The organism is Psychroserpens damuponensis (genome assembly GCF_000826655.1).
In the GTDB taxonomy this organism is placed as follows: Bacteria; Bacteroidota; Bacteroidia; order Flavobacteriales; family Flavobacteriaceae; genus Psychroserpens; species Psychroserpens damuponensis.
Genome location: NZ_JXJO01000002.1, coordinates 69,931 through 83,628, shown reverse-complemented (window position 1 = coordinate 83,628; position 13,698 = coordinate 69,931). Strand labels below are relative to the sequence as shown.

Below are 13,698 nucleotides of genomic sequence, written 5' to 3'. Positions count from 1 at the left end.
TTTACAATTTGGGTTTATTGGTATCAACATTGATTGAACTATTAAAATCATCATCGGGAGCTTGAGTTTTAGGAATCACCTGAAGTGAAGTTTCTCTATTAATTTTAAACGGTTCTCCAGAATACGGTTTTGCATATTCGTTTTCTAAACTATGTGTGAGAATCCAATGCTCTAAATCTGTTCTAGTAATGTCATTATTGATATATTTTTCAATCATTAAACTTGCCATACGTCCAGCAAATCTACTTCCCCAATATCCGTTTTCTACAAAAACTGCTATTGCAATTTTAGGATTATCTTTTGGAGCAAAAGCTACAAAAATGGAATGATCTGTTAGCTGGGTTTTTACACTATCAATTTTAATGAAATTTTCTGCAGTACCTGTTTTTCCGCAGATATCAATACCAGGAATACGAAGTGAAGCAGCAGTACCTTTGTTATATACATCAAACATACCTTGTACCACTGGCTCAAAATGTCTCTTGTCTATTGTAGTCTCTTTACGAGTAGTGTATTTACTTGGTATGGTGTCACCTTCAATTTCTTTTATAATATGAGGCGTGTAATAATAACCACGATTACCTATAGCTGCAGCCATATTTGCAAGTTGTATTGGTGTTGCTTCAACTTCCCCTTGGCCAATTGCATTTGATACAATATAGGTTGAGCCCCAACGATTGTCGCCATAAGCTCTATCGTAATAATCGCCATCTGGTATTCTTCCTTTTTGACCAACTGGTAGGTCGTAACCTAAGAAGTTGCCTAGTCCAAAACTTTTAGCATGATCTGCCCAAATATTCATTCCTTCTCCTGCATCATCATATTTATCTATGATTTTACGGTATGCAGAGACAAAATAGGCGTTACAAGATTGTGCGATTCCTGCATTCATATCTACAGGGCTTTTATGATGGTGACAACCTGTTAGTTTTCTGCTTCCGTAGTAATAACCCATTCTACAGGTTACTTTTTCTTCAGGTTCCATGACACCTTCTTGCAAAGCAATAAGTGCATTAATAACTTTAAATGGAGATCCTGGTGGGTATTGTGCTTGTAATCCTCGATCCCAAGTTGGTCGTGCAATAGTATCTAAATATAATCTAGAAAAATTTTTATTACGCTCTCTACCTACTAATAGGTTTGGGTTGTAACTTGGCCCAGTAACTAGCGCTAAAATCTCGCCATTTGATGGGTCAATGGCAACTATGCCACCTCTTTTATTGGTCATTAAGAGCTCACCGTATTTTTGGAGTTCAGAATCAATTGTGATTTTTATATCTTTTCCTGGTTGCGGTAAGGTGTCAAATCGTCCATTTTTGTATGGACCAATTATTTTGTTAAATCTATCTTTTTGACTAAACTTAATTCCTTTTACACCTTTTAGTACGTCTTCATACGATAATTCTATCCCTTGTTTGCCAATAAGGTCTCCTAGAGAATAATAAGGTTTTTTTTCTATAGTACGTTGGTTAACTTCTCCTAAATCTCCTAAAACATTAGCGCCAATTGACGTTTGATAGTCGCGCAATGATCTTTTTTGAATATAGAACCCGTCAAACTTTCGCATTTTTTCTTGAAGTACAGCATAATCTTTTTTAGATAATTGTGGTACAAATGGCGATGGTAATCGAGGCGAGTAGTTTTTAGCTCTATTGTATTTTTTTATAAAATCCTCTTTAGTGATTTTTAATAGTTTACAAAATTCTAAGGTGTCTAACGGTTCAACCTCTCTAGGAATAACCATAACATCATAGGATGGCTGGTTGGCTACTAATAATTTTCCGTTTCTATCATAAACATAGCCTCGTTTTGGGTAGTCATATTCTTTTTTAATGGCACTGTCTTCAAAAAGGCTATAGGCTTCTTTATTATAAATTTGCAAATAGAAAAGACGTGAAATGAATAAAAGTCCGACAAGGATAACAGTTAATAAAAGTAAAATTTTTCTCATCGTTGTTTATTACTGAAAAGTATAGAAATTAGTGCACATAGTATAATAGTAAAAATACTAGAGAATAACGTTTTCTGTGCGACTAAAATTATGTTTGAAATGTTAAATATTTCCAACGAAAACAGAATAAGATGATGAATAAATATAAGGATTGAAAAATAGATTACTCTATTTCCAAATTCGGTATTATTAAATTTAATAGTTTGATGTTCATAAATCATTCCAAAAGCAAACTTTAAAACAGGAGGTCTTATAAATGCAATGGTGACGCAAGCAGCTGCATGTACTCCTCCCGAATTTGAAAAGATATCTACAAACAATCCTAACATAAAACTAAGGAAGATAAAAAGTGTACGATTGTTGTTAATTGGAAATAATAATACAAATAGAATATAAGGATATGGATTAATAGAACCCATAAAGTTAATGTTGTTAAATATTAAAACTTGAATGAGTATTAATGTTACAAACCTAAAGATGCTATTTACGTTAAAACTATTCATCAATTGGGTTTTCTAAAAGCTTAATTTCTTGAGAATCTAAATTTTCTATAACGTATACATGTGATAAGTTGGTCATATCATTAAATAACTTCACTTGTATGGTGTATGTATCTCCACTTATATCTAAATCAAACAAATCTATTGTGCCAATATGAATGCCTTTTGGGAAAATAGTAGATTGTCCACCAGTAATGATGGTGTCGCCTATTTTTACAGGTGCAAATTTAGAAATATCTGTGAGCTGTACAGTTGTTGATCCAGAGTTACCATCCCATTTTAATGATCCAATATGATTAGAGGATTTTAGCTGCGCATTAATTCTACTTTTTGTATTTAAAATAGAAAGTACCCTAGCATAACCATTAGACGTATTGTCAATAATACCAACAATTCCTTTTGATGTAATAACTCCTAAATCTTCTTTTATAGAATCTCGTTCCCCTTTATTTATGGTGAGATAATTTTTTGTAGAGGCATAATTATTATTGATGATTTTAGCTGTTTGAATTTTATAGCGACCAGCATAAGATAGGCTATCGACAAATGGTGTTTCCATGGCAACAGAATCATTGCTATTAAAAATTTGAGAACGCAGCCTATTGTTTTCTTCTACAAGAATTTCGTTTTGGTCATCCAAATCAAAATAATTTGATATACCACTAGCACCTTCATAAATACCACCAGTTAAAAAATTAGCCGAGTTTATAAACTTACTTTTGTGATATGAATGAGATTGTATTGTTAATCCTAAAGAAATGACAAACAGCAACAGAAACAAAAGGAAGGTTTTGTTTCTAATGACAAAGTTAATAATTTGTTGCATGCTATGTAGGTATTCCTATTCTTCTTATTTTATCAATACACTTTTAAATTTTGCTAGATTTTTTAGCGCGATTCCTGTACCACGAACAACGGCTCTCAAAGGATCTTCTGCGATATAAACTGGCAAATCTGTTTTTTGTGATAATCGTTTGTCAAGACCTCTTAACATTGATCCACCACCTGCTAAATAGATTCCAGTGTTATAGATATCGGCTGCCAATTCTGGAGGTGTTTGTGATAAGGTTTCCATGACAGAATCTTCAATTCTAAGAATAGATTTATCTAAAGCTTTTGCAATTTCACGAAACGATATCTGAACTTGCTTAGGCTTACCAGTTAATAAATCACGTCCTTGAACACTCATTTCTTCTGGTGGCATATCTAAATCTTCAGTAGCAGCACCAATTTGAATTTTTATCTTTTCCGCAGTACGATCACCAACATATAAGTTGTGTTGTGTACGCATGTAGTAAATAATGTCATTTGTAAATACGTCTCCTGCAACTTTAACCGATTTGTCACAAACAATACCACCAAGTGCAATAACCGCAATTTCTGTGGTACCACCTCCAATATCAACGATCATGTTTCCTTTAGGTTGCATAATATCAATACCAATACCAATTGCAGCTGCCATTGGCTCATGAATAAGGTAAACTTCTTTTCCGTTTACACGCTCACAAGACTCTTTTACAGCTCGCATTTCTACTTCAGTAATTCCAGATGGGATACAAACTACCATTCTTAGTGCAGGCGTAAATAATTTCTTTTTTAATGCAGGAATATTTTTGATAAACATACTTATCATTTGCTCTGAGGCATCAAAATCTGCAATTACACCATCTTTCAAAGGTCTAATGGTTTTGATGTTCTCGTGCGTTTTACCTTGCATCATGTTGGCTTCTTTACCAACGGCAATTATTTTTCCAGAAATTCTATCTCTTGCAACTATAGATGGACTATCTACAACAACCTTGTCGTTATGGATAATAAGTGTGTTTGCGGTTCCTAAATCTATGGCTATTTCTTCTGTTAAGAAATCAAAAAATCCCATGCGTTGTTCTAAGTATTATGAGGGTGTTATTGTATTCGGTTTTTGACGTGTTGTAAAAATAGTAAAACTTAATAAATATTTAAGGTTTATTTTAATTTCAATTTACATGAAAATTAAGTGGTTAACTTTTTATAGTTAAACGTTTACTTTTTGGTTTTGGATGTTTTGCTTCTAAAGGATTAATAACCTTTTAAATTTTATCTTTTTTTCTTCGGAAATTTTAAAACTCAAAAATCACTATTTAAAATAAAAATAGAGCTTTTCAAGTTTTAAAATCTCTTTTTTTAAGGGTTTTAATGCTTAAAATGACGCGTACCTGTCATCACCATAGCTACATTATTGGCATTGCAATAATCAATTGTTAATTGGTCTTTTATAGAGCCTCCTGGCTGAATTACAGCAGTAATACCTGCGTTATCTGCAATTTCTACACAGTCTGGAAACGGAAAAAACGCATCACTTGCCATAACAGCTCCTTTTAATTCAAAATTGAAAGAATTTGCTTTATGTATAGCTTGGTTAAGCGCATCTACACGACTTGTTTGTCCTGTTCCGCTGGCGCATAACTGTTTGTTTTTTACTAATACAATCGTGTTAGATTTTGTATGCTTACAAATTTTAGAAGCAAATATTAAATCGTCTAATTCGTTTTGTGTAGGTGCCGTGTTTGTAGCTTGTTTTAAATCTTCAAGGGTGTCAGTTTTGCTATTTCTGTCTTGTACTAAAATACCGTTAAGACAAGTTCTTACGGTGGTTTTAGGGAATTCAACATCGTGTAAAACTAATAGAATTCTGTTTTTCTTTCCTTTTAAGATTTCTAAAGCCTCTTCGGTAAAAGAAGGTGCAATTACCACTTCACAAAATAAGGTGTGAATGTGTTCGGCTGTGGCTTTATCAATTTCGGTATTAGAAATTAAAACGCCTCCAAAAGCAGATACTGGGTCTCCTGCTAGAGCATCTGTATAGGCTTGGCTAATGGTATCACGTTGCGCAAAGCCACATGCGTTGTTGTGTTTTAGGATTGCAAATGTTGGTGCTTCTCCTTTAAATTCGTTCATTAAATTTACAGCTGCATCGACGTCAAGAAGGTTGTTGTAACTTAATTCTTTTCCGTGGAGTTTCGTGAACAGGTCGTTAAAATTTCCGAAGAAAAAACCACGTTGATGAGGATTCTCACCATAACGTAAAACTTGTCCGTTGGTTTCGCTAATTTTTAATGATGGGATGCTATGATCTGCATTGAAATAATTAAAAATTGCCGAATCATAATGCGATGATACGTTAAAAGCTTTTGCCGCAAATTGTTTTCTATCAGCTTCACTAGTTTCGCCATTTTTAGACTTCAAGAGATCTAAAAACTCTGCATAATCATCAACAGATGATACGCAAATGACATCTGCATAATTTTTAGCTGCTGCGCGAATTAGAGAAATACCTCCAATGTCAATTTTTTCTATAATGTCTTGGTTTGGTGCGCCCGAAGCCACCGTTTTTTCAAAAGGATATAAATCTACAATGACCACATCTATTTGTGGGATGTCAAAATCAACCATTTCTGCAACGTCACCATCGTGGTTTTGACGGTTTAAAATACCTCCAAATACTTTTGGATGTAAGGTTTTTACTCGTCCTCCCAAAATAGAAGGGTATGATGTCACATCCTCAACAGGAATGACCTTAATGCCTAAGTCTTTAATAAATTTTTCTGTACCACCTGTAGAATAGATAGTTACATTTTGCTCGTCTAGTTGTTTAACGATTGGTGCTAATCCGTCTTTACTAAAAACTGATATTAAGGCAGATTTAATGGTTTTGTTGTTACTCATGAGTTGTGTTGTTGTGGTTGTGAATTTTTGTTGTTTTTGTAAAAATTAAAGCGCAAAAATACATAATATCAAATCCTTAAATGTCACCAAAATGCAGTTTGTTTCAATTTTTTGTAACAATAAATTGTTGAAAACGTCCTATCTTTATAATTCTAGAATTAATCTGGTAAAACAAACCAATTGTATGCTTTTATATCTTAGGCTATTTAAAGAGAGTTTTTCGTTTGCTATCAATGCTTTACGTAATAATAAATTACGTACATTTTTATCGCTTTTAGGAATTACAATTGGTATTTTTTCAATTATTGCCGTGTTAGCTGCTGTCGATTCTTTAGATAAAAGTATTAAAGACCAATTAAGTGGTTTGGATAAAAATACGATGTACATCACGAAATATTCTTTTGGTCCAACCGAAGTTCCTAGATGGCAACGTGATAACTTTCCTCAAACCGAGTATGATGATTTTGAATTTATACAACGTAGTGTTCCAAATATTGAAGCGATGGCTTATGTAATTTTTGGAGGAAGTGAGAATATAAAATATGAAGGTAATACTGTTACTGGAGTTAATGTGACGCCTGTATCTAATGGTATTTATGATATTGAAAGCTTAAAACTTAAGGAAGGTCGTTTTTATAATGAATCTGAATCTAATTCGGGAGCAAACGTAATGGTTGTTGGTAGTGGTACTGCCGAAAATCTCTTCGGAACTATAAACCCAATAGGAAAAACAGTGAGGGCCTTTGGTAGAAAAATGACTGTTATTGGAGTGCTCAAAAAAATGGGTAATGGTTTGGGAGATTCTCCAGATGAAAAAGCATTTGTGCCGGCAAATTTTGTACGCCGTTTTAAAAATGGAGGTGCAGAAGGCTTAGCAGGAGCAGTTATAGTAAAACCAGAGAAAAATATTGATATAGGAGCTTTTGAAGCTGTTTTAAAGCAAAAATATAGAGCGTATAGAGGTTTAAAGGCTGATGAACCAGATAATTTCTTTATAAATACATTGTCTGGCTTAACCGATTTTGTTGATGGTATAATTGGATTTCTTAATGGAGCTGGTTGGGTTATTAGTGGTTTCTCATTACTTGTTGGTGGATTTGGGATTGCCAACATTATGTTTGTGAGTGTGCGAGAACGTACAAACCTCATTGGGATTCAAAAATCTCTAGGCGCTAAAAATAAATTTATTTTACTTCAATTTTTGTTTGAAGCAGTGATTCTTTCGGTTTTAGGTGGTTTAATTGGTATCATGTTGGTATGGTTAATATCACTAGCCGCAAATGCTATGCTAGATTTTGAATTTGTATTATCCTTATCAAATATTTTTCTAGGCTTTGGGCTATCAACCTTTATTGGTTTGGTTTCTGGTATTATACCAGCCATATCTGCTGCTCGCTTAGATCCTGTTGAGGCGATTAGAACTGGAATGTAGTATTGAGTGCTTCTACTTATGCAAAAAAAAATCTAGAGTATTAACTCAACATGTGTTGTGCCTTTACGAGAACAATACGATTAGAGTATACTAGCAACTTTTTCACAAACAAACTCTAAAAATCGCTCATCGTCTTGAGTAAATGGATCTGGTGTATTTGAGTCTATATCAATTTGACCTAGATTTTCGCCATTCACAAAAATAGGAATTACAATCTCAGCTTTTACAGTGATACTACAAGCAATATAATTATCTTGAGCTGCGACGTCTGGTACGACGAAGTTTTCATTTGAGACAGCTACTTGTCCGCAAATCCCTTTTCCGAAGGGAATAATAGTATGATCTGTAGGCTCACCAACGTAAGGTCCTAATTTGAGTTCATTTTTGTCACCATTTTTAAAATAGAACCCTACCCAATTATAGTAATCTATATGGTTTTCAAGAAGCTCACAAGTTAATAAAAGGCGTTCGTCTACTGTTTTAGAAGTATTTGTTAAAATGCTTTCAACTTGAGGTTTTAGGGTTTCAAAAATCATAGGTTTCAAAAATTTTGGTAAAAGTATTTAAAAAGTGCTATTTCTATATTCATTTTGTATAATTTTAACTCAACTAATCTATAGTTTTTTGAAAGCACTTCTTGTTAAATACAAATCTGTCGTAAAGTTCATATTAACCTTTCTTACGGTTTATATCGTGCTTACGTTGTGTTATAAGTTATATTTAGATGTTTCTGATGGATCAAAGTATTATCCAGACTACTTAACAAACTTAGTGGCAAAACAAAGTGAATCTCTAATCAATACTTTTGGTTATAATGCCGAGATTTTACCACATCCAGATGAACCTTCAATGAAATTAATTGTAAATTCTAAATTTGTAGCTAGAGTAGTAGAAGGCTGTAATTCTATAAGTGTAATCATTTTATTTATTTCATTTATCATTGCTTTTGCCGAAAAATTTAAAGCCACTTTTATTTATTTACTAACTGGTAGTGTGCTTATTTACGTAGTGAATCTCATTAGAATTGCGATTTTATCTATTGGGTTGTATGAGTATCCTTGGCGTGAAGATATTTTGCATACTGTTGTTTTTCCTATGATTATTTATGGTATGGTATTTTTACTTTGGATGTTTTGGGTGAATCGATTTTCAAAAAATAAAAAGCAACATGCGTAATTTTTTAAGCTACATTATACTCATGCTTTTGTTTGGAATGCTCATTTTAATTCGTGTTTTTGAAGACGAATTATTTTACGATCCATACCTGTCTTTTTTTAAAAGTGATTACTTAAGTTTAGATTCTCCACGAAGAGAAATTTTAAAATTGTCTTTGTACACCACATTACGATTTGTGCTCAATACAGTGATTTCTTTAGGTATTATTTATAGTTTTTTTAGGGATAAATCAATAGTAAGGTTTTCATTAGCCGTTTATAGCATTGCTTATGTGATTTTAATGATATTCTTCCTGTATTTTGTTATTAATCCAAGACAAGAAGATTATTATTTGTTTTTTAACTTTAGACGCTTTTTAATCCAGCCAATACTTTTATTGCTCTTAGTTCCAGCGTTTTATTATCATAAGCTTAAAAATTAAACTGTTAATCAAATTATAATTTTTTAAAAGCTATTTTCTTTTTTTTAACTTTGTAACATGTTAAAACAAATTTTACATAAACTATGTTCTATTGCAATGACGCTTTTGTTATTGTTATCTACGGTATCATTTACTGTAGAAAAACATTTTTGTGGAGATGTTTTAATAGATGTAGCTGTTTTTACCGACTTAGAAAAATGTGCTTCAGATAATATTGAAAGTAAGCATGAAGAAATCAAATTTATGCATTGCTGTAAAGACACTTTAGAAACACTACAAGGTCAAAAAGAACTAACGGTAAAAACTTTTGATGATTTAGAATTAGATCAACAGCTATTTTTAGCATCTTATTTATATTCATATACAGGTCTGTTTCAAGTTTTAGAAAAGCAGACAAATCCTCATCGAGATTATAATCCTCCTAAATTGATTGCAGACATACACGTTCTCGATCAAGTCTTCCTTATTTGATATTATTTATGTTCTAAGATTTATTAACGATCAATTTTTGGTCCAATAATTAATTTTACACTCATAAATAATAATGACACATACATATATTGTTACAGGTATGACCTGTAATGGCTGTAAAGCTGCGGTAGAGAAAGCTTTAAAAACGATAGATGACGTTACCGATGTATCTATAAATTTAGAAACTAAACACGTTGAGGTTTCAATGAAGCATTCTATTTCTACGGAAATTTTAAAACAAGCCTTACCATCTAAATATTCAATCACTAGAAAGGAAAGTAAAAATGTCTTTACCTCAAATTCCAGTACGTCGACTTCACAAATTACAAGTCAAAAAACAGAAGAACAAAGTGAGCTCAAACAATTGTTTCCGCTCTTTTTAATCTTTGGATATATCCTTGTGGGTTCTTTTTTAATGAATTATGACCCGTTGCATATTGAAGGCTTTATGCTCGATTTTATGGGATTATTCTATATCGTTTTTAGCTTTTTCAAGCTATTAGACTTAAAAGGATTTCCAGAAAGTTTTAAAATGTATGATCCACTCGCTAAAGCATGGCCAACATACGGTTGGGTATATCCATTTATAGAGTTGTTATTAGGTGTTATGTTTTTAATGCGTATTGAAATTCCTTTAGCATTAATTACAACGTTAGTTATTCTCGGAATTACAACAATTGGAGTTACAAAAACACTATTAAGTAAAAAATCAATTCAATGTGCTTGCTTAGGGACGGCATTAAAACTTCCTATGACTAAAGCCACTTTTATTGAAAATAGCATCATGATTATTATGGCGATAATCATGCTATTAAAAACAAGCAATTAAAATGAAAAAAATAATATATATTATGGTAATGATACCTTTATTGATGTTCTCCCAAGAGAAAATTGAAGGTATCGTTACAGAGAAAGTTGATGGAAGTAAAATGTTTCCGTTAGCAGGAGCCAATGTGTTTTGGCTCGACACATCTGTTGGTGCAGTTACCGATATAGATGGAAAATTTAGTATTCCTTATGAATCGAGTTATACAAAACTAGTAATTAGTTATGTAGGTTTTAAAACAGATACAATAACGATTACTTCTCCCAAATACATTAAACATTTATTAGAAGCTACAAGTGATCTAGATCAAATTGTATTAACCGCAAGAAAAAAAGCAACATCTAGATCTTATATGAGTGCTCAAAATATAATGACAATTAGTAGCGACGAACTTTTAAAAGCTGCTTGTTGTAATTTGTCTGAAAGCTTTGAAACCAACCCATCTATTGATGTCAACTTTTCAGATGCAGTAACAGGTACGCGACAAATAAAAATGTTAGGGCTTACCAGTAAATATATTTTAATTACTCAAGAAAATATTCCATCTATAAGAGGAGCCTCTCAAGCTTATGGGTTAAGTTTTATACCAGGAACTTGGGTAGAAAGCATCCAAATTACAAAAGGTGCAGGAAGTGTAGTCAATGGGTTTGAAAGTATTGCAGGGCAAATCAATGCCGAGTTACAAAAGCCAACAAAAGATGATAAGTTCTTTTTAAATTTATATGGAGCTAGTAGTCAACGCTTAGAATTGAATACCCATTTTAATACTAAAGTGAGTGATAAATGGAGTACAGGTTTATATGTTCATGGTAATACACATCAAGAAAAACATGATGTTAATGATGATGGGTTTTTAGACATGCCCTTGTACAATCAAATCAATGTGATGAACCGCTGGCAATACACAAATCCTGAAAAAGGTATAGTTAGCTTTGTAAATGTACGTTACCTAAATGATGCAAAGCAATCAGGTCAACTTGATTTTGATCCTGATACAGATCGCTTGACAACGAATGCTTGGGGAAGCGAGATTGATACAGAGCGTTTTGAAGTTTCTGCGAAGCTAGGCTACGTAAATCCTGAGGTGCCATGGCAAAGTTTAGGGGTTCAATTTGCTTTTAGTAGTCATAATCAAGATTCTTATTTTGGATTAAATCAGTATGATATAAATCATAACAGTGTGTATTCTAATGTGATGTATAATTCAATTATTAGCGATTCTAGGCATAAAATAAAAACAGGCTTAGGTTTTACATACGATCATTATGACGAATATGCTATAGGTGTAGATTTTGAGCGTAGTGAACGATCTGCTGGTGCATTTTTTGAATATGCTTATGACGATTTAGATAAGCTAACTGTCACTGCAGGACTGCGTTTTGATACCCATAATCTATTAGGTGAGTTTTTAACACCTCGTTTACATGCAAGATATACGCCTTGGGAGAAATCAGCATTTCGCGCCTCAATAGGCAGAGGTAAGCGTAGTGCAAATATTTTTGCAGAAAATCAAAATATGTTCGCTACATCGCGTACTATAAATATTTTGAATTCCTCCGGAAATATCTACGGGTTAGATCCTGAAATTGCATGGAATTACGGGCTATCCTACCTTCAAGGTTTTAATCTCTTCGGAAGAAAAGCAGATGTGACCTTTGATTTTTATCGAACTGATTTTGAAAATCAAGTCGTAATAGATTGGGAAAATCCTCAAGAAGTTAATTTCTATAATCTAGAAGGTAAAAGTTATGCTAATAGCTTTCAGGTAGAATTAAACTATAATGTCTTTGAGCATTTTGATTTTAGAACTGCCTATAAATATTATGATGTACAAACCACGTATAGCTCAGGCAAATTAGATAAGCCATTAATACCTAAGCATCGCTTTTTTGCTAATGCATCGTATGAAACTCACGTAAAAGAAGGAGAGTTTGCACGATGGAAATTTGATCTCACTTATAATTGGCTTAGTGAGCAACGTTTTTCATCAACAAGCACGAATCCTGAAGCCTTTAGAGTTTCCGCAGAATCCCCAACCGTAAGTACCTTAAATGCACAAGTAACAAAAGTGTTTTCTCCAAAATTTGAAGTATATTTAGGAGGTGAAAATATCACAAACGTGAGGCAAGATAATCCTATTTTAGGTGCAAATGATCCTTTTGGATCAAATTTTGATACAACATTTGTGTATGGCCCAATTTATGGTAGTATGTACTACGCAGGATTGCGATTTAAAATAAAATAACCCGTTTTGTCATTCCGATTGAAATGAGGACTCTCTAAAAGATTCTTCGCTGTCGCTCTGAATGTCAACAAAAATTAAAACAAATCATGAAAAAAGTAATTACAGTATTAGTGTTATTGATAACTACAGTAACATTTGCTCAAAACAAAAATGAAAGAGCATCATTAGAAGTAGATGGTATTTGTAACATGTGTAAAGAGCGCATTGAAAAAGCAGCTATTAGAACAAAAGGAGTGAAATCAGCAATATGGTCTGTAGATACCCACGAGCTTAAATTAATCTACGATGCTCGCAAAACAAACTTAGATTCTATTAGAAAAAAAGTTACAGCTGTTGGTCATGATACCAAAGCGTTAAAAGCTACAGATGAAGCTTATGCAACGGTTCATCCTTGTTGTAAATATAGAGATGATGAGGTGATTGATGATCATAAAAATTAACAATCACTTTTAGTTAAATATTTACTAATAAGAGTATCAGTTGATGTGTTGCCAATGTACCTTTAATGTATAATTTAATTATTAAATTTTGCAATTATGGCACAAGGAAAGCAAGTTGGAACGCCAAAAATTACTAAAGCTACTAAGAAATTAGAGGCTAAAAAGGCGAACAAAAGGACTACTGTTAAGAAGTAGTTTCTTGAGAAAAGACAATCATTTAGAATGAGTTGTCTAATTAAAATTAATTTATAAAAACAAAGCACTACATATTATATTATGTAGTGCTTTATTTTTTGATATACCATTACTAGGGTCTTATGTTTCTCATGATATAACAATAAAGTAGTTGTCAAAAATTGATGATTATTATCTATGACCATCAATCAATACTATTATCTTATCTCGTTATGAATTTGATGAAGACCATCTGTTACTTGATGAGATGCAAATAAAAAGCAATTCAATTGATCTCAATCGTGCGCCACAGTAATTTTATATATATATCAATAGAATTTGTGTAATTAAAAAAAA

Annotated in this window: 13 protein-coding genes; 7 read left to right on the top strand and 6 right to left on the bottom strand. The window is 32.6% G+C overall.

What is annotated here, in order from left to right; translation table 11 throughout:
- Position 1 precedes the first annotated feature (1 nt).
- The 5 genes from mrdA to purH form a co-directional block, all read right to left on the bottom strand.
- Positions 2-1,951 (bottom strand): penicillin-binding protein 2, encoded by a 1,950-nt coding sequence (gene mrdA, locus TD29_RS01320; RefSeq protein ID WP_052466934.1) that lies wholly within the window; start codon positions 1,949-1,951, stop codon positions 2-4.
- A complete protein-coding gene (locus tag TD29_RS01315; RefSeq protein ID WP_040278355.1) occupies positions 1,948-2,454 on the bottom strand; it encodes a hypothetical protein in 507 nt (168 codons plus the stop codon). Before TD29_RS01315 ends, mrdA begins: the two co-directional genes overlap by 4 nt.
- The gene (mreC, locus tag TD29_RS01310; protein WP_040278354.1) at positions 2,447-3,277 is read right to left on the bottom strand and encodes a rod shape-determining protein MreC; all 831 of its coding nucleotides are present in this window, start codon (positions 3,275-3,277) and stop codon (positions 2,447-2,449) included. The genes TD29_RS01315 and mreC overlap by 8 nt, the downstream gene beginning before the upstream one ends.
- Positions 3,278-3,301: 24 nt before the next feature.
- Complete coding sequence (locus tag TD29_RS01305; RefSeq protein WP_040278352.1) at positions 3,302-4,330, bottom strand: rod shape-determining protein; 1,029 nt, start codon at positions 4,328-4,330, stop codon at positions 3,302-3,304.
- A 293-nt stretch (positions 4,331-4,623) separates the two neighbouring features.
- Positions 4,624-6,156 carry a bifunctional phosphoribosylaminoimidazolecarboxamide formyltransferase/IMP cyclohydrolase gene (gene purH / locus TD29_RS01300; protein ID WP_040278351.1) on the bottom strand — a complete coding sequence of 511 codons (1,533 nt, stop codon included), beginning with the start codon at positions 6,154-6,156 and terminating at the stop codon, positions 4,624-4,626.
- A 184-nt stretch (positions 6,157-6,340) separates the two neighbouring features.
- Here purH and TD29_RS01295 point away from each other — a divergent pair, with 184 nt between their 5' ends.
- The gene (locus TD29_RS01295) at positions 6,341-7,588 is read left to right on the top strand and encodes an ABC transporter permease (RefSeq protein WP_040278431.1); all 1,248 of its coding nucleotides are present in this window, start codon (positions 6,341-6,343) and stop codon (positions 7,586-7,588) included.
- A gap of 80 nt (positions 7,589-7,668) precedes the next feature.
- On the opposite strand, the gene TD29_RS01290 is transcribed toward TD29_RS01295, so the two are convergent.
- The gene (locus TD29_RS01290; RefSeq protein WP_040278349.1) at positions 7,669-8,124 is read right to left on the bottom strand and encodes a GAF domain-containing protein; all 456 of its coding nucleotides are present in this window, start codon (positions 8,122-8,124) and stop codon (positions 7,669-7,671) included.
- Positions 8,125-8,212: 88 nt separating this feature from the next.
- Here TD29_RS01290 and xrtF point away from each other — a divergent pair, with 88 nt between their 5' ends.
- From xrtF to TD29_RS01260, 6 genes are all read left to right on the top strand, one after another.
- On the top strand, positions 8,213-8,764 hold the full coding sequence (gene xrtF, locus TD29_RS01285) for an exosortase family protein XrtF (RefSeq protein ID WP_040278347.1): 552 nt from the start codon (positions 8,213-8,215) through the stop codon (positions 8,762-8,764).
- Positions 8,757-9,185: an exosortase F system-associated membrane protein gene (locus tag TD29_RS01280; protein WP_040278346.1), complete on the top strand. Its 429-nt coding sequence runs from the start codon at positions 8,757-8,759 to the stop codon at positions 9,183-9,185. Before xrtF ends, TD29_RS01280 begins: the two co-directional genes overlap by 8 nt.
- A 57-nt stretch (positions 9,186-9,242) precedes the next feature.
- Positions 9,243-9,656 (top strand): HYC_CC_PP family protein, encoded by a 414-nt coding sequence (locus tag TD29_RS01275; protein ID WP_241485194.1) that lies wholly within the window; start codon positions 9,243-9,245, stop codon positions 9,654-9,656.
- A gap of 73 nt (positions 9,657-9,729) precedes the next feature.
- Positions 9,730-10,485, top strand: a complete 756-nt coding sequence (locus TD29_RS01270) for a heavy-metal-associated domain-containing protein (RefSeq protein ID WP_040278345.1) — start codon at positions 9,730-9,732, stop codon at positions 10,483-10,485.
- A 1-nt stretch (position 10,486) separates the two neighbouring features.
- A complete protein-coding gene (locus TD29_RS01265; protein WP_040278343.1) occupies positions 10,487-12,727 on the top strand; it encodes a TonB-dependent receptor plug domain-containing protein in 2,241 nt (746 codons plus the stop codon).
- Between the two features lie 86 nt (positions 12,728-12,813).
- Positions 12,814-13,167, top strand: a complete 354-nt coding sequence (locus TD29_RS01260; RefSeq protein WP_040278342.1) for a heavy-metal-associated domain-containing protein — start codon at positions 12,814-12,816, stop codon at positions 13,165-13,167.
- Positions 13,168-13,698 lie beyond the last annotated feature (531 nt).

What these genes read in the sequence shown, in the direction of transcription:
- TD29_RS01315 (WP_040278355.1), bottom strand. Translation starts at nt 2,454, where the DNA reads ATGAATAGTTTTAACGTAAATAGCATCTTTAGGTTTGTAACATTAATA.
- TD29_RS01275 (WP_241485194.1), top strand. Translation starts at nt 9,243, where the DNA reads ATGTTAAAACAAATTTTACATAAACTATGTTCTATTGCAATGACGCTT.
- TD29_RS01290 (WP_040278349.1), bottom strand. Translation starts at nt 8,124, where the DNA reads ATGATTTTTGAAACCCTAAAACCTCAAGTTGAAAGCATTTTAACAAAT.
- TD29_RS01305 (WP_040278352.1), bottom strand. Translation starts at nt 4,330, where the DNA reads ATGGGATTTTTTGATTTCTTAACAGAAGAAATAGCCATAGATTTAGGA.
- TD29_RS01270 (WP_040278345.1), top strand. Translation starts at nt 9,730, where the DNA reads ATGACACATACATATATTGTTACAGGTATGACCTGTAATGGCTGTAAA.
- purH (WP_040278351.1), bottom strand. Translation starts at nt 6,156, where the DNA reads ATGAGTAACAACAAAACCATTAAATCTGCCTTAATATCAGTTTTTAGT.
- TD29_RS01295 (WP_040278431.1), top strand. Translation starts at nt 6,341, where the DNA reads ATGCTTTTATATCTTAGGCTATTTAAAGAGAGTTTTTCGTTTGCTATC.
- TD29_RS01265 (WP_040278343.1), top strand. Translation starts at nt 10,487, where the DNA reads ATGAAAAAAATAATATATATTATGGTAATGATACCTTTATTGATGTTC.
- TD29_RS01260 (WP_040278342.1), top strand. Translation starts at nt 12,814, where the DNA reads ATGAAAAAAGTAATTACAGTATTAGTGTTATTGATAACTACAGTAACA.
- TD29_RS01280 (WP_040278346.1), top strand. Translation starts at nt 8,757, where the DNA reads ATGCGTAATTTTTTAAGCTACATTATACTCATGCTTTTGTTTGGAATG.
- mreC (WP_040278354.1), bottom strand. Translation starts at nt 3,277, where the DNA reads ATGCAACAAATTATTAACTTTGTCATTAGAAACAAAACCTTCCTTTTG.
- mrdA (WP_052466934.1), bottom strand. Translation starts at nt 1,951, where the DNA reads ATGAGAAAAATTTTACTTTTATTAACTGTTATCCTTGTCGGACTTTTA.